The organism is Streptosporangium sandarakinum (assembly GCF_050942225.1).
GTDB classification, from domain to species: domain Bacteria; phylum Actinomycetota; class Actinomycetes; order Streptosporangiales; family Streptosporangiaceae; genus Streptosporangium; species Streptosporangium nondiastaticum.
In genome coordinates this window covers 7059329-7078320 of the sequence record NZ_CP192034.1, presented here as the reverse complement: position 1 = coordinate 7078320, position 18992 = coordinate 7059329, and the positions used below count along the sequence as shown (strand labels likewise).

Here is an 18992-nt window from a genome sequence, read left to right as displayed (position 1 = left end):
CCCGTCCTCACCCGCTCGCCGTCCGGCGGGCGGGTTCGGCCGGGTTCGGCGGGGTCTGGGCCGGGTCCGGCGGAGCGGTCCGCGACCGGTCAGCAGGCGGCCCGGGAGAGGAAGCGCTCGCGGTCGACGACCGCCCGTTCGATCGTGCCGGTGGCGACGACGGTGTCGTGCCGGTCGCGGGCGGTGAAGGCGAAGACCAGGCGGCGGCCGTCCACCTCGGTGAGCTCCGCGGCGATCTCGACGTGGGCGCCGACCGGGCTGGCCGCCAGGTGCTCCAGGGCGACCTTGGTGCCCACGGAGGTCTGTCCGGGGCCGAGGGCGCCGGCGACCGCCTGGACGGTGGCCCGCTCGGCGAGGGCCAGCAGCCGGGGGGTGGCCAGCACCGGGACGTCCCCGCTGCCGACCTTCGCCGCGGTGTCCGATGTTTCGACCATGGTGAGAATCCGGGCGCGCAGGCCGGGAGCGAGCGTCATGCGCGCCAGCTTAGGGTCCGTCCCCCGTGATCATCACGTCCGGTTGGGGGACCACCGAAGATTTCCCCTTATCCTCACGAGTCGGGCAAGGTGTACAAGTCTCCGCAAAAGCTGTGAGTTTTGTGCGATGCTACGGCACGCGTCTTGTTTGTGAGGTATCCGGCATGCAGGGTTTCGTTACCGTGGCGTTACGGTGACGCGATACGGATCCGCTTTCTTGGAGAATCCTGGGGTGGGAGCGGGAAGGGTTACGGGGGAGTAATGGTGGCCCAAGGCACGACGCTGGCGGGGCGGTATCGCCTGGATACCCGCATCGGCGCCGGTGGCATGGGCGAGGTCTGGCGCGGCGAGGACACGGTTCTGGCCCGGACCGTCGCCGTCAAGGTGCTGCTCCCGGGCCGTACCGACGACCCCGGCTTCCTCGTGCGCTTCCAGGGCGAGGCCCGGGCCATGGCGACGATCAACCACCCGGGGGTCGTCGACGTCTACGACTACGGTGTTCACGAGGTGCCCGGCGCGGGGGCGACGGCCTACCTCGTGATGAAGTTCGTGGACGGCGAGCCGCTGGACCGGCTGCTGAGCCGGCTGGGGAGCATCGCCCCGGGTCCGGCGATGGAGCTCATCTCCCAGGCGGCCTCGGCGTTGCAGGCCGTACACGACCAGGGGATCGTCCACCGCGACATCAAGCCCGGCAACCTGCTGGTGCGGCCCGACGGCATGCTCGTGCTCACCGACTTCGGCATCGCCAGGTCGGACGCCGCCAGCAGGCTGACCGACGCCGGCATGGTGCTCGGCACCGCCGCCTACTGCGCGCCCGAGCAGGCCGAGGGCGCGCCGGTCACCCCGGCGGTGGACATCTACGCGCTGGGCGTGGTGGCCTACGAGTGCCTCGCCGGGCAGCGGCCGTTCGACGGCGACACGCCCGTCACGATCGCGCTCAAGCACATCCGGGAGGCCCCGCCGCCGCTGCCCCCGCACATCCCGCCCGCGGTCCGCGCCCTGGTGGAGCAGGCGCTGTCGAAGGACCCGGCCCGGCGTTTCCCCAGCGCCGCGGCGATGAGCGCCGCCGCGCGGCAGGCCGGGCAGCTCGGGCCGGAGACCGGCCCGATGATGTTCGGTCAGCCCGGCCCGTCGGAGACCGGGTGGAACGCCACACAGGGCGGCTGGCAGGGCCAGAGCGGCCAGCAGACGGGCTGGCAGGGCCAGGGCGGGCAGCAGGCCGGTTGGCAGGGGTCCGCGCCGCAGGCGGGCTGGCAGGGCGGCCAGCAGACGGCCCACCAGGGGGCCGCGGCGACGACGGCGGCGTCCGGCGCGGCCGTCGAGGCGGCCTCCGGGGGCGGGGCCGCCGCGCCGGGCGCAGACCGCGCCGCCGGGGCGGGATGCTCGCCGCGGTCGCCGCGGCGGTCGTGCTCTGTGGCGGCCTGGGCGCGGTGGGCATCAACGCGATGGCGTCCAGCGACGAGGTGTCGCACACCGACCCGATCGCGAAGGCCACGGCGGCTCCCTCCGAGCAACCCTCGAAGCCCCCCAGGACCAGGCGCACGAAGTCGCCGTCCCCCACCCCGACCGTCGAACGCCAGCAGGCGAGGCCGACCGTGGAGCCGGAGGAGACCGAGGAAACGGAGCCGGAGCCCACACCGGAGCCGACCGGGGAGCCGTCCACCACGCCGACGCCCAGGAAGTCGCCCAAGCCGACGCCGACCGTGCAGAAGGTGCAGGTGCCGGACGTCCGGGGCCTGGAGCCGGAGCCCGCCAAGGGCCGGCTCGGGCAGGTCGGCCTGAAGGTGAAGGTGACCGCGAGCGGCGACATCAACTACGAGATGTGCGTGCGGGTGGTCGAGCAGGATCCCGCCCCCGGGACCGAGTGGGATCCCCGCAAGCCGGTGGAGATCGTGCTGGCCAACCCCAAGTGCCCGGAGAGCTCGCCGCCGGCCTCCCCGGCCGCGACGCCCAAGCCCTGACGGGCCGGGCGTCCGGGCTCTGACGTTCCGGGGTCCCGCGACGCCCATGCCCCGGCGTTCCGGGCGCCGATGGCGCCCGGAACCGGCGGGTCAGACGCCCGTGGTGTTGCGCGGGTAGGCGATGGACGGGTCGGTGGCGATGTTCACCATGTACGGCACGCCGGAGTCGAACGCGCGGCGCAGCGCCGGGCCGATCTCCGACGGGTCGGTGACGAGCTCGCCGCCGCCGCCGAGCGCGGTGACCACCTGGTCGTAGCGGCACTGCGGCTGCAGCTCGGCGGCCACGTCGTAGCCGTACAGCATCTGCATGGGGTGCTTCTCCAGGCCCCAGATGCCGTTGTTGCCGCAGATCATCACCACCGGCAGGCCGTGGCGCACGAGCGTGTCGACGTCCATCAGCGAGAAGCCCGCCGCGCCGTCGCCGAGCAGCAGCACCACCTGTGAGGAGGGGCGGGCCAGCCGGGCGGCGATGGAGTATCCCAGGCCGGTGCCCAGGCAGCCGTACGGGCCCGGGTCGAGCCAGTTGCCCGGCCGCCTGGGCTCGACGTACTTGCCGGCGTAGGAGACGAAGTCGCCCCCGTCGCCGATGACCACGGCGTCGTCGGCGAGGACCTTGTTCAGCTCGCCGTAGATCCGCATCGGGTGGATCGGGTCGGAGGCGGACGCCAGCAGCTCGGCGTCCCCGGCGACGGCCGCGGCGGCGGCCTCGGCCAGCCGCGCCAGCCACGGCTGGTAGGTCTTGGGGGACACGCCGGCGTCGGCGCAGGCCGTACCGAGACCCCAGAAGAGCAGCGACATGTCGCCCGCGGCGGTCGCGGCGGGCTGCATGTGCGTCGCGAGCTGCGACGGCGCGTCGGCCAGGTGGACGACCCGGGCGAGCGGGGCGCCGTCCTTGCCGCCGAACCAGCCGTAGCCGAGACGGAAGTCGAGCGGGGCGCCGGCCACGATCACCAGGTCGGCCTGGGAGAACGCCATGCCGCGGGCCCGGGTGACCAGCAGCTCGTGCCCGGCGGGCAGGATGCCGCGGCCCTGGCCGTTCAGGATGACCGGCAGGCGGAGCTCCTCGGCGAAGGCCAGGGCGACCTCCTCGGCGCGGTCCATCCACACGTCGGAGCCCAGGACCAGCACCGGGCGCTCGGCCTCGGCGAGCAGCCGGGCGACCTCGGCGAGCGCGTCGGAGTCGGGCTCCAGCGGCGAGGGGGTCAGCGTCTCGATGGCGTGGTCCGGCGGGGGCGCCGCGGCGAACAGGTGGTCCATGTGGAAGTCGAGGAAGACGGGGCCGCGGTGCGGGGCGAGGGCGGTGCGGAAGGCCATCTCCACGTCCTCGGCCACGGAGTCGGGGCCCGAGCCGGTGAAGGCCAGCTTGGTGATCGGCGCGAACAGCGGCGGATGGTCGATCTCCTGCAGCGCGCCGGCCCCCCAGCGCGACTGCGGCGCCCGGCCGCCCATGACGACCACGGGGGAGCCGTTGAAGTGCGCGGTGGCGACTCCGCTGACGCCGTTGGTGACACCGGGACCGGCGGTGAGCACGGCCAGGCCCGGTCTGCGGGTCAGCCGGGCGGTCGCCTCGGCGGCGAAGACCGCGCTCTGCTCGTGCCTCACGTCGACGATGGGCAGTCCCTCGTGGACCGCTCCGTCGTAGAGCGGGAAGACGTGTCCGCCGGAAAGGGTGAACATGGTCTCGATGCCGTATGCCTTGGAGACGGCGACGGCGATGTCACCCGCGTGCTTTGGAGACTCCATAACGCGCAACCTACCAGTCAGTCACTTAGCCGGACAGGGCTTGTTCACCCTGCCCAGATTCGTCCCGCCTAACGCCGCCGGGGGCCGTCGTCCGCAGGTCCGGCGGCGGGTTCACCCCGCCGGCTCCGCGCGTGCGGTACTCCATGGCGGGCACGCCGGCGCTCACGCGGGAGGCGGTGCGCGCCCTCGCTCACCCCAGCACCTCCACCTGACCGTTCCCGTCCCCGTTTCCGCCCCGGTCACCGCCGCGGTCGCCGTCCCGCTCCCCGGTGGGCCTGCGCGGGGCGCAGCCGTCGCCGCAGCCGCTGAACCGGGCCCGGTCGATCGGGTGGAAGGACGTGGCGGGGACGCCCTTCAGCGCGGCCAGCATGGTGTCCTTCCAGATCGGGCCGGGGAGGTCGGCGCCGACGACGGAGCCGTAGTACCGGCCGCCGATGGTGACGCCGGTGAGCTTGTACCGCTGCGAGCCGCGCGGGTCGCCGATGCTCACCGCGCCCGCGAGGTCCGGGGTGAACCCGGCGAACCAGGCGGTGGCGTAGGCGTCGGTGGTGCCGGTCTTGCCCGCGGCGTCGCGGCCGATGCCGCCCACGTTGCGCATGGTGCCCCTGGTGAACACCCCCGACAGGATGTCGGCGGTGGCGTCGGCGATCTCGGGTTCCAGCGCCTGCCGGCACTGAGGCCGCCAGACGCTGTCCTTGCCGTCGCGGTCGGTGATCCGGGTGATGGCCATCGGCCGGCAGTACTTCCCGCGCGCCCCGATCGCCGCGTAGGCGCTCGCCACCGTCACCGGGTCCATCTCGTTGACCCCGAGCGTGAAGGTCTCGACCTCCCGCAGCGGCTTGCCGTCGGCCCGCTTGATGCCCAGCGACTGGGCGGTCCGCACGGTGTCGCACAGCCCCACGCGCTGCTCCAGCTCCAGGAAGAAGGTGTTGACCGACGCCCAGGTGCCGGTGCGCAGCGTCTTGAACCCGGGCGAGCCCTCGTCGTTGGTGACGGTCCAGGTCGGGTCGCCGACGTTGCCGCCCGCGCAGTCCTTGAACGCCGAGTAGCCCGGCGCGCGGTAGCCCGCGCCCGCCGTCAGGCCCTGGTCGGGCTTCATGCCCTTCTTCAGCGCGGTGATCAGCGTGAAGGTCTTGAACGTCGAGCCGGCCTGGAATCCGGTCAGGCCGCCGTGCGCCATGTCGGCGACCGCGTTGTAGGAGATCTCGTTGCGGCGCGCGGGAGAGGCGTAGCGGCGGCTGGCCGCCATCGCCTTGATCGCGCCGGTGCCCGGCTGCACCAGGGCCTCGGCGGCCATCGGGTTGTCGGAGGCGTGCACCCGCCGCCGGATCGCCCGATCGGCGGCGGCCTGCATCTTCGGGTCCAGCGTCGTGTGGATGGTCAGGCCGCCGCGGTTGAGGAACCGGCTGCGGGCCTGCGGGGTCTTGCCGAAGGCGGGGTCGGTGAGGATCTCGTTGCGCACGTAGAGGCAGAAGTAGGGGTACGGGCTCGCCTCGCAGCCGCCCGGCAGCGAGGTACCGCGGTAGCCGAGCTTCCGCTTCTTCGCCGCGGCGGCCTCGGCCGGGGTGATCTTCCCCAGCTCCGCCATCCGGTCCAGCACCACGTCGCGCCGCTCCAGCAGCCGCTTCTGGTACGCCGCGCCCCGGCTCGGGTCGGTGTCGTTGGGCGACTGCACGGCCGCCGCCAGCGTGGCGGCCTGCCACAGGGTCAGCCTGGCCGCGGACCGGCCGAAGAAGCGCTTGGCCGCGGCCTGCACGCCGTTGGCTCCCGCGCCGAAGTAGGCGATGTTGAGGTACTTCTCCAGGATCTGGTCCTTGGTGTACTTCTTCTCCACCGCCATCGCGTGGCGAAGCTCGTTGAGCTTGCGCGCGTAGCTGGCCTCCAGGGCCTTGGCCTTGCCCTGCTCGGTCTTGGCGGAGTTGAGCAGCACCTGCTTGACGTACTGCTGGGTGATGCTGGACCCGCCCTGGCTCACCCCGCCGGAGGACAGGTTCCTGGCCAGCGCCCGGACCGTTCCTTCGAGGTCGATCGCGCCGTGCTCGTAGAAGCGGTCGTCCTCGATCGAGACGATCGCCGTCCTCATCACGTCGGCCACCTGGTCGAGCGGGACGACCTCGCGGTACTCCTCGTAGAACTGGGCGATCACGTTGCCCCGGGCGTCCAGCACCGTCGACTTCTCCGCGAGAGGCGGCTCGACGAGGTCCGCCGGGGCGAGGTTCAGCTCGTCGGACGCCGAGATGACGGCCAGCCCCGCGCCGCCGACCGCCGGCAGCGCGAGGCCCGCCACCAGCGCGCCCGCGACGGCCGCCGCGGCCAGGAGGCGCGCGGCGCGCGAGACGCCCCCGCCGCGGGGAGCGGCGTCCGGCGCCGGTCGGAAGGGGACAAGGGGGTGCCGCACGGCGAGGCTCCTCATCTGGATCGTCACGGAGATCACTGAGAGGATGAGGACACCAGATCCGGCTGACCTTGTCCAATATTCCGGTTAAGGCCGGATCCATACCGGTACGGATATCACCACAGGCAGCGGTCCCGGCGCTACGACAGGCGTCCCAGGCCGCTCCGGAAGACCGCCGGGTCGAACGCGCCGCCCAGCGCCGGGCTCAGGCCCGCGCGGGCCGTACGGGCGAAGGAGTCGCGGTCGAGCGCGCCGGAGCCCTCCGGGAGCGCGCCCGCGAGCGGCCGGGCGGCCAGCATCTCCAGGTCGGCCACGTTGCACCGCTCGGCCAGGCCGGGTTCGGCGGGCCAGGACCCGATCACCACCCCGGCCAGGTCGAGCCCCCGGTGGGCCATCGCCTCCAGCGTCAGCGCGGTGTGGTTGAGCGTGCCCAGGGAGGCCCGGCACACCAGGAGCACCGGCGCGGACAGGGCCCGGGCCAGGTCGGCCAGGGTGGCGCCCTCCTCGTCGAAGCGGACGAGCAGCCCGCCCGCCCCCTCGACGACCACCAGCCGGTGCGACTCGGCCAGCTCCCTGACCCGCAGCGCCGCGCGGGCCAGGGAGACCTGCGGCAGGCCCGACACGCGGGCGGCCGCCGCCGGGGACAGCGGGTCGGGGAACCGGGCGAACTCGAACGTGGTCGTCACCCCGGACAGCCGGATGACGTCGTCGAGGTCCCCGGGCTCGTTCTCGCCCACCCCGGTCTGCGCGGGCTTCACCACGGCGATCGAGGAGCCCCGCTCCCTGGCGAGCGACGCCACGGCCGCGGTGACGACCGTCTTGCCCACTCCGGTGTCGGTACCGGTGACCACGAGAATGCTCACCCCCCTCACCTTAGGAGGCCCCGGCCTCCCCCGCCCCGGCCACGGAACGTTTCCGGGAGTGCCAGGGCGCGGCCCCGCCGCCCCGCCGTACGGTGTGACCGGGCGGGGCGGCGCCCGCGCAGGCGGCGGTCAGGGGCGGCGCAGCCGGGTGACGAACTTGTAGCGGTCGCCCCGGTAGAGGGACTGCGCCCACTCCACCGGGTCGCCCTCGGCGTCGAAGGCGTGCCGGGTGAGCAGGAGCATCGGCAGGCCGACGTCCACCCCCAGCACCTGAGCGTCGTACGGCGTGGCCAGCACGGTCTCGATGATCTCCTCGGCGTCGGTCAGCCGCACGTTGTAGGCGTTGTGCAGCGTCTCGTACAGCGAGGAGTGCACCTCCAGCTCGCGCCGGAGCCTGGGGAAGCGCCGGGCCGACAGGTGGGTGGTGTCGATCGACATCGGCTCGCCGTTGGCCAGGCGCAGCCGGTGGATGCGCAGCACCCGCCCGCCGGGGTTGATCGCCAGGCGGCGGGCCAGCGGCTCGTCGGCGGTGACGTAGCTGATGTCGAGGATCTTGGTGTCCGGCTCCAGTCCGACGGTCCGCAGGTCACCGGTGTAGGAGGTGAGCTGGAGGACCTGGGCGACCTTGGGCTGCGCGACGAACGTCCCCTTGCCCTGGATGCGCACCAGGCGGCCTTCGACCACCAGCTCCGACAGGGCCTGGCGCACGGTGGTGCGGGAGGTCTCGAAGCGCACGGCGAGCGTCCGCTCGGGGGGAAGCGCGCTGCCCGCGGGCAGGCTCTTGGTGAGCGTGAGCAGGTTGCGCTTGACGTCGTAGTATTTCGGGATTCGGGGGGACTCGTCCGTCACGGCAGCACCTCGCCGGACGGCTTGGAACGGGCGTGCCCGAAGTACCGGGCCCGCCGGACCCGTCCGCTTCGCTCACTCACATGGTCACCTTCATCTCGGCCACGGCGGTGAGTGCGTCCCCGGTCACCGCAAGTTCATCGGAAGTCAGATTGGCCCGCGCGGTAAGCCGCAGGCAAGAGCGGCCGACCGGCACCGAGGGCGGCCGGAAGCATCCGGCGCGCACTCCGTGCTCCGCGAAGATGAGGGCGGCCCGAAGCGCCGTCTCGGGATGGCCGAGCACGATCGGGACGACCGCACCCGCCGGGTCGTTCGTCTCCAGGCCGAGTTCGCGGGCCGTCGAGGCCAGCTCCCTCGCCCTGGCTCGCACGCGTCCGGGCAGTTCGGGCTGGTTCCGAAGGATATCCAGAGCGGCGAGTGCAGCCGCAACGCAGGCGGGCGCCAGGCCGGTGTCGAAGATGAACGGGCGACCCGTGTCGAGCAGGGTCTGGATCACCTCGGGAGCCCCGAGCACGGCCCCTCCCTGGGAGCCCAGGGACTTGGAGAGTGTGATCGTTTTCACAACACCGCGTTCACCGGCCAGACCCGCCTCGTACACCGCGCCCCGGCCGCCGGGGCCCAGCACGCCGAGCGAGTGGGCCTCGTCGACGACGAGCAGCGCGCCGTGCCGTACGGTGACCTCGTGGAGCTCCGCGAGGGGGGCGAGATCGCCGTCGACGGAGAAGAGCGCGTCGGTGACCACGACCGCGTGCTCCTCCGCCCGCCCCGCGAGGGCCTTCTCCACCGCCCCGACGTCGCCGTGCGGGGTGACGACCACGCGCGAGCGCGACAGCCGGCAGGCGTCGACGATGGAGGCGTGGTTGCCGGCGTCGGAGACCACCAGCGCGTCCCGGCCCAGGGCCGCGACCGCGGCGAGGTTGGCGAGATAGCCGGAGGAGAACACCAGCGCGGCGGGGGAGCCGGTGAAGGCGCACAGATCGGCCTCCAGTTCGGCGTGCAGCGCGGTGGAGCCGGTGACCAGACGGGAGCCGGTGGAGCCGGTGCCCCAGGCGCGGACGGCCGCCGCGGCGGCCTCGGCGAGGCGGGCGTCCCTGGCCAGGCCGAGATAGTCGTTGGAGGCCAGGTCGATCATGCCGTCGTCGTCCGGGGTGCGGGGGCGCAGGGCCCGCCTCAGCCCGGCCGCCTCGCGGTCCGCCGCCGCCGAGCGAAACCGTGCGAGCGGGTCCGGGACGTGCCGGGGACTCTGCTCCATGGGGAAATCCTTCCAGCCGGACCCGCCCGATTCGCATTCGGACCGGCAAAGAACGCATGATGCACGAGTGCCGACTCTAAGCGACCTGGCGGTTCGCCACACCGCGCTCAACGAAGCGGACATCGAGTGGATGCACTCGCTGGTCTCCGACTGGCAGCTCCTGGCCGACCTGTCGTTCGCGGACCTCATCCTGTGGATCCCGCTGCGGGACGCCTCCGGGTGGATCGCGATCGCCCAGATGCGCCCCACCACGGGGCCCACCGTCTACCACGACGACATCGTCGGGGTGACGGTGAGCAAGGGCGAGCGCCCGCTCATCGACACGGCGTGGGACGAGCGGCGGATCTGCCGGGAGGGCGACCCCGACTGGTCGAGCGGCGTCCCGGTCCGGGAGGAGACCATCCCGGTACGGCGGGCCGACCACTTCCTGGGCGTGATCCAGCGCTCGACGAACCTGTCGTCGGCGCGCACCCCGTCCCGGCTGGAGCTGACCTACCTGCAGAGTGCCTCCGACCTGGCCCAGATGGTGGCCGAGGGGCGGTTCCCGTTCTCCGGGGCCGAGCCCATCCTGGTGCGCTCGCCCCGGGTGGGCGACGGGCTGCTCCGGCTCGACCGCGCCGGCCGGGTCACCTACGCCTCGCCGAACGCGCTGTCGGCCTACCGGCGGCTGGGCCTCAACGCCGACCTGGTCGGGGCCGAGCTGGGCCGGACGACCGCCGCGCTGTGCTACTCCGACGAGCCGATCAACGAGAACCTGATGATCGTGGCCAGCGGCCGCGAGCCCCGCGAGACCGAGGTCGAGTCGGGCGGCACGGTCGTGCAGCTCCGGGCGATCCCGCTGGTCGTCGGCGGCGGCAGGATCGGCGCGCTGGTGCTCATCCGCGACGTCACCGAGCTGCGGCGGCGCGAGCGGGAGCTGATGACCAAGGACGCCACGATCCGGGAGATCCACCACCGGGTGAAGAACAACCTGCAGACGGTCGCCGCGCTGCTGCGGCTCCAGGCCAGGCGGCTGCGGGTGCCGGAGGGCCGGGAGGCGCTGGAGGAGGCGGTGCGCCGGGTCGGGTCGATCGCGATCGTGCACGAGACGCTGTCCCACACGCCCGAGGAGCAGGTCGACTTCGACGACATCGCCGACCGCGTGATCGCGATGACGGGGGAGGTGGCCGCCCCGGAGGCGAAGGTGACGCCGCGCCGGGTCGGGACGTTCGGGGTGCTGCCCTCGGAGGTGGCCACGCCGCTGGCGATGGTCCTCACCGAGCTGCTGCAGAACGCCGTCCAGCACGGGTTCGCGAACCGGCCGGGCCGGCTGCAGGTGATCGTGTCGCGGGGGGACGAACGGCTGCGGGTGGTCGTCTCGGACGACGGCCGCGGGCTGCCCGAGGGGTTCGACCCGGAGTCGACCACCAGCCTGGGTCTGCAGATCGTCCGCACGCTGGTGGTCGGGGAGCTGGCCGGTCGGCTGGCGATCGGTCCCAGGCCGGGCGGGGGGACGGAGGTGACCCTCGACATCCCCCTGCCCGCGGCCTGAGCGGGTCGTTCGGGCGTTCCTGCCGCGGGGCCGGGCGGGCCCGGTTCGCGGGAGGTCAGGCGCCCGGATCCCGGGGTTCCCGGGCGGGGTGGGGCGCCGGTCGGCGGGTGGCGGTCAGGCGCCGCTGCGGACGCGGGCGCGGGCGGTGCGGCGCTTGAGGGCGCGGCGCTCGTCCTCGCTCAGGCCACCCCAGACGCCGGCGTCCTGGCCGGACGAAAGGGCCCACTTCAGGCAGGCCTCGCTCACCGAGCAGGTGTTGCACACCTGCTTGGCCTCTTCGATCTGCATGAGAGCGGGGCCCGTGTTGCCGATGGGGAAGAACAGCTCGGGGTCCACGTCACGGCAGGCAGCGCGGTGGCGCCAGTCCATGCGTCCACTCCTTCGTAAGAGGAGCCCTTGCCGCAGGCTCCGTCGGCTCACTTTGTGAAGAGTTTCACTAACCATGGCGAACGATGACCCGAACCCTGTTCGGTTCGAGGCGTGTCCGCTTGATCGCCGGTGGCCTGGGAGCGAGGTGTCCGCTCAAAGGTCCTACGTTCCGACGTCACTGTTGAGATTGTCAGCCACGCTCAGTGCACGCAAGAGGTTTGCCCGAATGTTTTGCCGTCCGTGCATGTCGGATGCATCACACAATGACGCTATGTAACTAACTAGACCAGAACTTGTAACGCGTCCGGGATGGAACGGAAGGTCACCCGCTCCGTCTCACCCAGGTAGTCGCCGTCGAGCTGGAAGGCCACCGGCCGCTCCGCGGTGAGCGTGAACTCGCCCTCGTCGTGGAGCTGCACCAGGTGGCGGCCGATGGGCAGGGTCTCGCGGCGGCCGAGGATCTGCGGCACCAGGTCGAGCATCGTCGGCAGGCCCAGCCGGCGCAGCCCCAGCATGTCGAGGCCGGTTTCGAAGCTCGCCCACGGGGTCGGGCAGACCGGCCGGGACCCGACGTAGCTCCAGGGCGAGGTGTTGGAGACGATCGCCAGGAAGATGCCCTCGGCGGACGGCACCTCGGGGCCCTCCAGCGACATGGCGGGCCGCCGCCGGTCGGTCGACAGGTAGTGCCGCAGCGCGGTGTTCACGTAGCGCGCCGGGGTGGCCCGGTATCCCGTGCCGCGCAGCCCCTCGACCGCCCGGATCACCTCGGCGTCGTACCCCATGCCGCCGCAGAAGGTGAAGTGGCGGCTCTCACCGTTCCAGGAGGCCCGCCCGAGGCCGACGGTCCGCCGCCGCCCCTCGCGCAGCGCCTCCAGCACCGCGCCGGCCGCCTCGACCGGGCTGTTGGGCAGGCCGAGCGCCCGCGCGAAGACGTTGGCGCTCCCGCCGGGGATCACCAGCAGCGCCGGCCGGTCCGCCGAGGTACGGGGGTCCCGCGGCTCCGGGGGATCACCGGCGTCGTCCAGCAGGCCGTTCACCGCCTCGTTGATCGTTCCGTCGCCGCCCAGAACGGCCACCGCGTCGTACCCCGACTCGCGGGCCTTGCGGGAGAGCAGGGCGGCGTGGCCGCGGTAACCGGTCTCCTCGACGGTCAGGTCCACGCTCGCGCCGAGAGCCCTGATGATCACATCGCGCGTCCGCTGGTTGGTCGTCGTCGCTTTTGGATTCACCAGGAGGAGGGCGCGCATAACGCCAGCGTATCGGTCGATACGGGGGTTATGCCGGGGGAAGGGGGACCGGAACGGCCCGGCGATAGGGTTGGGGCGTGTCCAACCGCCCCGTCACCCTCACCGTCGCCGCCGTCGTCCTGGCGCTCGAAGGAATCCTCGCCCTGCTCCTCGGCGGCTACGTCGGCGTCGAGACGGTGATCGGCAAGCCGTCCGACCCGATCAGCTCCCTCTTCGTCGCCGGATTCGGGATCGCCGTCGGCGCGGCCCTGCTGTGGGTGGCGTGGGGCCTGCTGCAGGCGCAGCGGTGGGCACGCGGCCCCGGGGTGGTGGCGCAGATCTTCATCGCGATCGTCGCGATCACGCTGATCCAGTCCGGCCAGGGCGCGATGGGCATCCCGCTCATCGCCGCGACCCTGGCCGGACTGGTCACGCTGCTGTCCCCGCCGACGACCCACGCCCTCTACGGGGACGAGCGACCGGACTGATCCCCCCTGCCGGTCCGGTCCTAGTCCTCGGCGGTCAGGCCCTCGCGGAGCTGCGCCAGGGTCCTGGCCAGCAGCCGCGAGACGTGCATCTGGGAGATGCCGAGCTCGGTGGCGATCTGCGACTGGGTCATGTTGCCGAAGAACCGCAGCAGCAGGATCCGCTTCTCGCGCGGCGGCAGCCGTTCGAGCAGCGGCTTGAGCGACTCGCGGTACTCGACGCCCTCCAGGGAGTCGTCGACGATGCCGAGCGAGTCGGCCACCGCGGGCGCGTCGTCGTCACCGGAGTCGGGGGCGTCGAGCGAGACCGTGGAGTAGGCGTTGGCCGACTCCAGCCCCTCGAGCACCTCCTCCTCCGACATCTTCAGGTAGGCCGCGAGCTCGCTCACCGTGGGCGCGCGGCCCTCCCGCTGCGACAGCTCGCTTATCGCCTTGGTCAGCGACAGCTTCAGCTCCTGCAGCCGCCGCGGCACGCGCACCGCCCAGCCCTTGTCGCGGAAGTGCCGCTTGATCTCGCCCACGATCGTCGGGGTGGCGTAGGTGGAGAACTCCACCCCCCGGTCGAGGTCGAAACGGTCGATCGACTTGATCAGGCCGATGGTGGCGACCTGGGTCAGGTCGTCGAGCCATTCGCCCCGGTTGCGGAACCGGCGGGCGAGGTACTCCACCAGGGGAAGGTGGAGCTCCACGAGCTCGTCGCGGATACGCTGGCGCCGCGAGTCGTCGGGGGTCAACTCCGCCAGTTCCGCGAAGAGCAGGCGCGCGCGTACCCGGTCGGGTACCGCGTGATCGCTGGCGGCCATGGCACGAGTCCTTTCCGTCACGCCGGCCTCGCCGCGCCTCGGCGCTTGCGTAGCACGATCGCCATGCGGTCGGGGGAGTCGGTTACGGCATCGACGTCGTCGGTCAGGGCGGTGAGCACCATCCAGGCGAAGTCATCGCGTTTCGGCGTGGAACCGCCGACCGTGCTGACCTCGACCCGGACCTGCATCACCTGACCGGTGAGCTCGAACTCGGCGGTCAGGTCCGTGCCCGGCACGGCCTCGCCCAGCAGCATCGCGCACGCCTCGTCGACCGCGATCCGCAGATCCTCGATCTCGTCCAGCGTGAAGTCCAGCCGTGCGGCCAGCCCGGCGGTGGCCGTACGCAGCACGGACAGATAGGCACTCGCCGCCGGCAACCGGACGCTCACCACGTCACGAATCCCGCCCATGCCGACCGCAGGTGTCTCGGTGTGTTCGGTCACGTTCCTCCTCGCAGAGTCGCTGACTGCAACCTACAGCCCCGCCGGGGTGAGCGGTCCGTTTGGACTCGCGATCGGGGCGAATTAGCACCTCAAGAACACCCTAAGACACCTGAATGGGACATCCCAACAGGTCAGGCCCCGTGCGAACACGCGTCGCACGGGGCCTGGGGTCCGATCAGCGGAGACCCGCTCAGGCGGCCTTGGTCGCCCAGAAGATCTTGGAGATCTCGTCGATCTTGCCGAGCAGCTCGTCGGCCTGCGCCGGGTCGACCGTGCCCTTGCCGCCGGCCGCGCCGGCCAGCTTGGTGGCCTCCCAGAACAGCTGGTGAAGCTGCGGGTAGGTCTCCAGGTGCGGCGGCTTGAAGTAGTCGGTCCACAGGACCCACAGGTGGTGCTTGACGAGCTCGGCCCGCTGCTCCTTGATGATGAGCGCGCGGGTACGGAAGACCGGGTCGTCGTTCGCGGCGTACTTCTCCATGATCGCCTTGACCGACTCGGCCTCGATGCGAGCCTGGGCCGGGTCGTAGACGCCGCACGGCAGGTCGCAGTGCGCCGACGCCACGTGCTTGGGTCGCAGAAGTCGTGCAAGCATCGGAAAATCCTTCCTTGATGCTGGGTTCAGCATGGTCCACAACAGACCTTACTCGCCTTGGAATTCCCGCCGTGGCAGGGGGAGGAGACGGATGAGAGTGCGTGTCGAGGGCGACTCGATGCTGCCCGCCCTGCGCCCGGGAGACTGGCTCTGGGTACGGCGGGGCGCCGCCGTACGGGAGGGCGACCTCGTCGTCGCCCGGCTGCCGTCCGACCCGGAGCGACTGATCGTCAAACGGGCCGCCTGGCGGGAGGCCGACGGGCGGTGGTGGCTGGAGAGCGACAACCAGCGCGCCACCGGCCGCCGCGACAGCTGGGACTTCGGCGCCCTGCCGCCCGCGCTGCTGGTCGGCAGGGTGGTGCTGCGCTACTGGCCGCTGACCTTCTTGCGCGCCCGGTAGGCCGCCACGTTGGCCCGGCTGGCGCACCGTTCCGAGCAGTAGCGGCGCGAGCGGTTGGAGGAGGTGTCGAGGTAGGCGCGGCGGCACGGCGCGGCCTGGCACAGGCCCAGCCGGTCCACCCCGAGATCGGTGACGATGGTGGCCAGGCCCATCACCGCGCCCACGGCGTACTGGTCGGCCATCCGCCCGCCCTCGGTGAGGTGCAGGTGCCAGCGCTCGCCGTCGTGGCCGGAGATCTGCGGCTGGACGGGATGCTGGATGAGCAGCGAGTTGAGCCGGTCGACCACCGCCTGCTCGTCGCCGAGCGCGGCGGTCTCGAACACGGCCACGAGCTCCTCACGCAGGTCGCGCAGGGCGTCGAGGTCACTTCGCATGATGCGGCAACCGGGGCGGTAGCGGTTGCCCTCTTCGAGGATGGACCGCAGCCCGTCCATCCCGGTCAGTCGGTCGGGGCTGTTGATGAGCAGCACAGCCAGCTCGGCGTAGGAGGTCAGATCCACCGGTGGTCCGTCTTTGCTGTAAGCGATGTGCAGGGGTTCGAGTATTACACGCTGTCACGGCCGCCACCATCCGAAACAAACTAAGCGCTATCTGTCACCATTCGCGGCCCGGTCATGTGGCAGAATCGAGCGACGGGTGACCCCCGAACCCTCCGGACGACCGTTTCCGGCAAGCAGGCCCCGGGCTGCAACCGAAGCCGGGCCGGGCTTCCCGCGCCGTCCACGCAGGAACAAGTCCTTCCGTCCGACTGAACCACAGGGGTCGCTTTGGCCGTCACGCCGTCCTCAGTCTCCGTCGAACCCTCCGACCGCCTCGATCTCGACCCGGCGTTCGCCCTGCACCGCGGCGGCAAGCTGGAGGTCCGCTCCACCGTCCCGGTCCGCGACGCCGCCGACCTGGCGCTCGCCTACACCCCCGGGGTGGCCCGGGTCTGCAGCGCGATCGCCGAGCGGCCCGAGCTCGCCGACGACTACACCTGGGTGCCCAACGTCGTCGCCGTCATCTCCGACGGCACCGCCGTGCTCGGCCTCGGCGACATCGGCCCGGCCGCCGCGATGCCGGTCATGGAGGGCAAGGCCCTGCTGTTCAAACAGTTCGCCGGGGTCGACGCGGTGCCGATCTGTCTCGACTGCACCGACGTCGACACGCTGGTCCAGACCGTCGCTCGGCTGGCGCCCTCCTTCGGCGGCGTCAACCTGGAGGACATCAGCGCGCCCCGCTGCTTCGAGGTCGAGGCCCGGCTGCGCGAGCTGCTCGACATCCCCGTCTTCCACGACGACCAGCACGGCACCGCCATCGTCGTGCTCGCCGCGCTGCGCAACGCCGCCCGGCTCACCGGCCGCTCCCTGGGCGAGCTGCGGGCCGTCGTCGCCGGCGCCGGCGCCTCCGGCGTCGCGGTCAGCCGCATGCTGCTCGACGCCGGCATCGGCGACCTCGCGGTGGCCGACTCCGCCGGCCTGATCCACGACGGGCGCGACCGGCTGAACCCGGCCAAGGAGGCCCTGGCCCGCGACACCAACCGCGCGGGCCTGCGCGGCTCCACCGAGGACGCCCTGGCCGGCGCCGACGTGTTCGTGGGCCTGTCCGGCTCGACCGTCTCCGAGGAGGCCGTCGCCTCCATGGCGCCAGGCTCGATCGTCTTCGCGCTGTCCAACCCGACGCCCGAGATCTACCCGGAGATCGCCGCCAGGTACGCCCGGGTGGTGGCGACCGGCCGCTCCGACTTCCCCAACCAGATCAACAACGTGCTGGCCTTCCCCGGCGTCTTCCGCGGGGCGATCGACGTCCGCGCCACCGCCATCACCGAGAACATGAAGGTCGCCGCGGCCGAGGCGCTGGCCGGGGTGGTCGGCGACGACCTCGCGGCCGACTACGTCATCCCCAGCCCGTTCGACGAGCGCGTCGCCCCCGCGGTCACCGCCGCGGTCGCCGCGCAGGCCCGGCTCGACGGGGTCGCCCGCCGGTAGACCGCCCGGGGCGGGTCCCGGCGGCCTGCCGGTGACCCGCCGGTGACCCGTCGGCGGGCCGTTCTCGCCGGGGACCCTCACCCGGGAATCCTCACCTGGGATCCTCCGCGCCCACGACGCCTTCCACGACGCCTTCCACGACGCCCTCCGCCCGACCGGCGGGGGGCGTCTCGCGTTGTGCCGTCACACCTGGTGTTCCAGGGAATCTTCAAAATTCGGTAACTGAACGTGCTATAAACGGAGCGTTCCGTCATCGTTCCGGCAAGTGCGTCAGGGAGGGGCGGAGTCCGGCACGGGGTGCGAATCCCTCCCGGCACCCGCGCGGTGCCCACGCCGTGCTCGTCCGGCACCCGCGTCGTGCCGCCGTGACGCCCCCGCGGCGCGCACGCGGTGCCCACGGTGAGGAGAGAAGCGATGACACACCGGCCCGACCACTCACTTCGGCGGCTCATGGCCGAGGCGGGACTCATCCGCCCGAGGCCGTCCCGCGGGGCCGACGCCCCCGGGCAGGAGTTCCCCCATACCTGGCAGGAGGCGATCACGACCGTGACGGCACTGTGGCACGGAGACGTGGAGAGACGCAGATTCCTGCTCGACTCGGCCTTCGCGGTCGGGGCGGGCTCGACCGGCGCGCTGCGCTGGCTGACCCTCCCGCAGGAGTCCGCCCCCGTCGCGGGCGGCCACCGACGGGTGGGCACGGCCGACATCGCGGCCATCCGGGAGGTGACCCGCTCCTTCGGCGAGCTGGACAACAGGTTCGGCGGCGGCCGGATCCGCCCCGCCGTCGTGAAGTACCTCGACACCGCGGTCGCCCCGCTGCTGTCGGACGGCTCCTACGGCGAGGCCACCGGCCGGGCCCTGGCGTCCGCCGCGGCCGAGCTGACCCGGCTGGCCGGGTGGATGGCCTACGACCTGGAGCGGCACGGCCTGGCCCAGCGCTACCTCATCCAGGCGCTCCGGCTGGCCAGGGAGGCCGGCGACCACGGCCTCGGCGGGGAGATCCTCGCCGGGATGAGCCACCAGGCGGTGTACGTCGGGCAGCCGGCGCACGCTCTCGACCTCGCGCGGGCCGCCCAGCTCTCGGCCCGCCGCGCCGGGATCTTCACCCTGCTCGCCGAGGCGCACGTGATGGAGGCGCACGCGCACGCCGTCAAGGGCGACCGTACGGCGTGCGCCGCGTCGCTGCACGAGGCCGAGCTGGCCTTCGACCGGCGCCGGGGCGGCGACGAGCCCGGCTGGATCTCCTACTTCGACGAGGCGTACCTCGCGGCCAAGTTCGCCCACTGCTTCCGCGACCTGGGCGACGGCCCGGCCACCGTACGGCACGCCACGCGGTCGCTCGACATGGACGGGCGCTACGTGCGGGGGCGGATGTTCAACCTGTCCCTGCTCGCGGCGGGGTGGCTGCGCAGCGGCGACCTGGAGCAGGCATGCTCGGCGGCGGGGGAGGCGCTGGAGCTGTCACGCGACCTCCAGTCGGCCCGCAGCCGGTCGTACGCGGACGACCTGCGGCGGAGGTTCGCGCCGTTCGCGGGGGAGGCCGCGGTGAAGGAACTGGGGGAGCGGGCCGGGAGCGCGGCCGTCTGAAAAGACTGAGGGGCCCGGCAAGAGCCGGGCCCCTCAGGTGGAGCAGGTGAGCTTGA

Annotated in this window: 19 protein-coding genes; 7 read left to right on the top strand and 12 right to left on the bottom strand. The window is 72.5% G+C overall.

The window, feature by feature from the left end; all coding sequences use genetic code 11:
- Positions 1 to 89: 89 nt before the first annotated feature.
- Complete coding sequence (locus tag ACQP10_RS32380; protein ID WP_433540279.1) at positions 90 to 473, bottom strand: thioesterase family protein; 384 nt, start codon at positions 471 to 473, stop codon at positions 90 to 92.
- Between the two features lie 264 nt (positions 474 to 737).
- Between ACQP10_RS32380 and ACQP10_RS32375 the strand changes: the two genes are divergently transcribed.
- On the top strand, positions 738 to 2255 hold the full coding sequence (locus ACQP10_RS32375; protein WP_433540278.1) for a serine/threonine-protein kinase: 1518 nt from the start codon (positions 738 to 740) through the stop codon (positions 2253 to 2255).
- Positions 2192 to 2434 carry a PASTA domain-containing protein gene (locus ACQP10_RS32370; protein WP_433540277.1) on the top strand — a complete coding sequence of 81 codons (243 nt, stop codon included), beginning with the start codon at positions 2192 to 2194 and terminating at the stop codon, positions 2432 to 2434. Before ACQP10_RS32375 ends, ACQP10_RS32370 begins: the two co-directional genes overlap by 64 nt.
- Before the next feature lie 90 nt (positions 2435 to 2524).
- Here ACQP10_RS32370 and ACQP10_RS32365 read toward each other — a convergent pair whose 3' ends face one another.
- The 5 genes from ACQP10_RS32365 to ACQP10_RS32345 all read right to left on the bottom strand — a co-directional run bounded on the left by ACQP10_RS32365 (position 2525) and on the right by ACQP10_RS32345 (position 9533).
- On the bottom strand, positions 2525 to 4177 hold the full coding sequence (locus tag ACQP10_RS32365) for an acetolactate synthase (protein WP_179825196.1): 1653 nt from the start codon (positions 4175 to 4177) through the stop codon (positions 2525 to 2527).
- Positions 4178 to 4367: 190 nt separating this feature from the next.
- Positions 4368 to 6575: a transglycosylase domain-containing protein gene (locus tag ACQP10_RS32360; protein ID WP_433540276.1), complete on the bottom strand. Its 2208-nt coding sequence runs from the start codon at positions 6573 to 6575 to the stop codon at positions 4368 to 4370.
- A gap of 137 nt (positions 6576 to 6712) precedes the next feature.
- Positions 6713 to 7435: a dethiobiotin synthase gene (gene bioD, locus ACQP10_RS32355; RefSeq protein WP_390001167.1), complete on the bottom strand. Its 723-nt coding sequence runs from the start codon at positions 7433 to 7435 to the stop codon at positions 6713 to 6715.
- Between the two features lie 129 nt (positions 7436 to 7564).
- Positions 7565 to 8284 carry a GntR family transcriptional regulator gene (locus tag ACQP10_RS32350; RefSeq protein WP_179825192.1) on the bottom strand — a complete coding sequence of 240 codons (720 nt, stop codon included), beginning with the start codon at positions 8282 to 8284 and terminating at the stop codon, positions 7565 to 7567.
- A 76-nt stretch (positions 8285 to 8360) separates the two neighbouring features.
- Positions 8361 to 9533 (bottom strand): 8-amino-7-oxononanoate synthase, encoded by a 1173-nt coding sequence (locus ACQP10_RS32345; RefSeq protein ID WP_179825190.1) that lies wholly within the window; start codon positions 9531 to 9533, stop codon positions 8361 to 8363.
- A gap of 67 nt (positions 9534 to 9600) precedes the next feature.
- On the opposite strand from ACQP10_RS32345, the gene ACQP10_RS32340 reads away from it, so the two are divergent.
- Complete coding sequence (locus ACQP10_RS32340; RefSeq protein ID WP_179825188.1) at positions 9601 to 11064, top strand: PAS domain-containing sensor histidine kinase; 1464 nt, start codon at positions 9601 to 9603, stop codon at positions 11062 to 11064.
- Positions 11065 to 11178: 114 nt separating this feature from the next.
- Here ACQP10_RS32340 and ACQP10_RS32335 read toward each other — a convergent pair whose 3' ends face one another.
- On the bottom strand, positions 11179 to 11433 hold the full coding sequence (locus tag ACQP10_RS32335) for a WhiB family transcriptional regulator (protein ID WP_179825187.1): 255 nt from the start codon (positions 11431 to 11433) through the stop codon (positions 11179 to 11181).
- 281 nt (positions 11434 to 11714) lie between these two features.
- Positions 11715 to 12680 carry a diacylglycerol/lipid kinase family protein gene (locus ACQP10_RS32330; protein ID WP_346019091.1) on the bottom strand — a complete coding sequence of 322 codons (966 nt, stop codon included), beginning with the start codon at positions 12678 to 12680 and terminating at the stop codon, positions 11715 to 11717.
- Positions 12681 to 12757: 77 nt separating this feature from the next.
- Between ACQP10_RS32330 and ACQP10_RS32325 the strand changes: the two genes are divergently transcribed.
- Positions 12758 to 13147 (top strand): hypothetical protein, encoded by a 390-nt coding sequence (locus ACQP10_RS32325; RefSeq protein ID WP_346019092.1) that lies wholly within the window; start codon positions 12758 to 12760, stop codon positions 13145 to 13147.
- Between the two features lie 20 nt (positions 13148 to 13167).
- On the opposite strand, the gene ACQP10_RS32320 is transcribed toward ACQP10_RS32325, so the two are convergent.
- From ACQP10_RS32320 to sodN, 3 genes are all read right to left on the bottom strand, one after another.
- Entirely contained in the window at positions 13168 to 13947 is a 780-nt protein-coding gene (locus ACQP10_RS32320; protein ID WP_218912380.1) for an RNA polymerase sigma factor SigF, read from the bottom strand.
- Between the two features lie 17 nt (positions 13948 to 13964).
- Positions 13965 to 14390, bottom strand: a complete 426-nt coding sequence (locus ACQP10_RS32315) for an anti-sigma factor (protein ID WP_376770520.1) — start codon at positions 14388 to 14390, stop codon at positions 13965 to 13967.
- A 190-nt stretch (positions 14391 to 14580) separates the two neighbouring features.
- The gene (gene sodN / locus ACQP10_RS32310; protein WP_179825179.1) at positions 14581 to 14982 is read right to left on the bottom strand and encodes a superoxide dismutase, Ni; all 402 of its coding nucleotides are present in this window, start codon (positions 14980 to 14982) and stop codon (positions 14581 to 14583) included.
- A 91-nt stretch (positions 14983 to 15073) separates the two neighbouring features.
- Here sodN and ACQP10_RS32305 point away from each other — a divergent pair, with 91 nt between their 5' ends.
- Positions 15074 to 15382: a S24/S26 family peptidase gene (locus ACQP10_RS32305; RefSeq protein WP_346019093.1), complete on the top strand. Its 309-nt coding sequence runs from the start codon at positions 15074 to 15076 to the stop codon at positions 15380 to 15382.
- On the opposite strand, the gene ACQP10_RS32300 is transcribed toward ACQP10_RS32305, so the two are convergent.
- Positions 15349 to 15882, bottom strand: a complete 534-nt coding sequence (locus ACQP10_RS32300; RefSeq protein ID WP_179825175.1) for a CGNR zinc finger domain-containing protein — start codon at positions 15880 to 15882, stop codon at positions 15349 to 15351. The two genes, ACQP10_RS32305 and ACQP10_RS32300, sit on opposite strands and share 34 nt — an antisense overlap.
- Before the next feature lie 267 nt (positions 15883 to 16149).
- Between ACQP10_RS32300 and ACQP10_RS32295 the strand changes: the two genes are divergently transcribed.
- Positions 16150 to 17349: an NAD(P)-dependent malic enzyme gene (locus tag ACQP10_RS32295; RefSeq protein WP_433540275.1), complete on the top strand. Its 1200-nt coding sequence runs from the start codon at positions 16150 to 16152 to the stop codon at positions 17347 to 17349.
- Positions 17350 to 17763: 414 nt separating this feature from the next.
- Positions 17764 to 18936 (top strand): hypothetical protein, encoded by a 1173-nt coding sequence (locus ACQP10_RS32290; protein ID WP_346019095.1) that lies wholly within the window; start codon positions 17764 to 17766, stop codon positions 18934 to 18936.
- Positions 18937 to 18992: the final 56 nt, after the last annotated feature.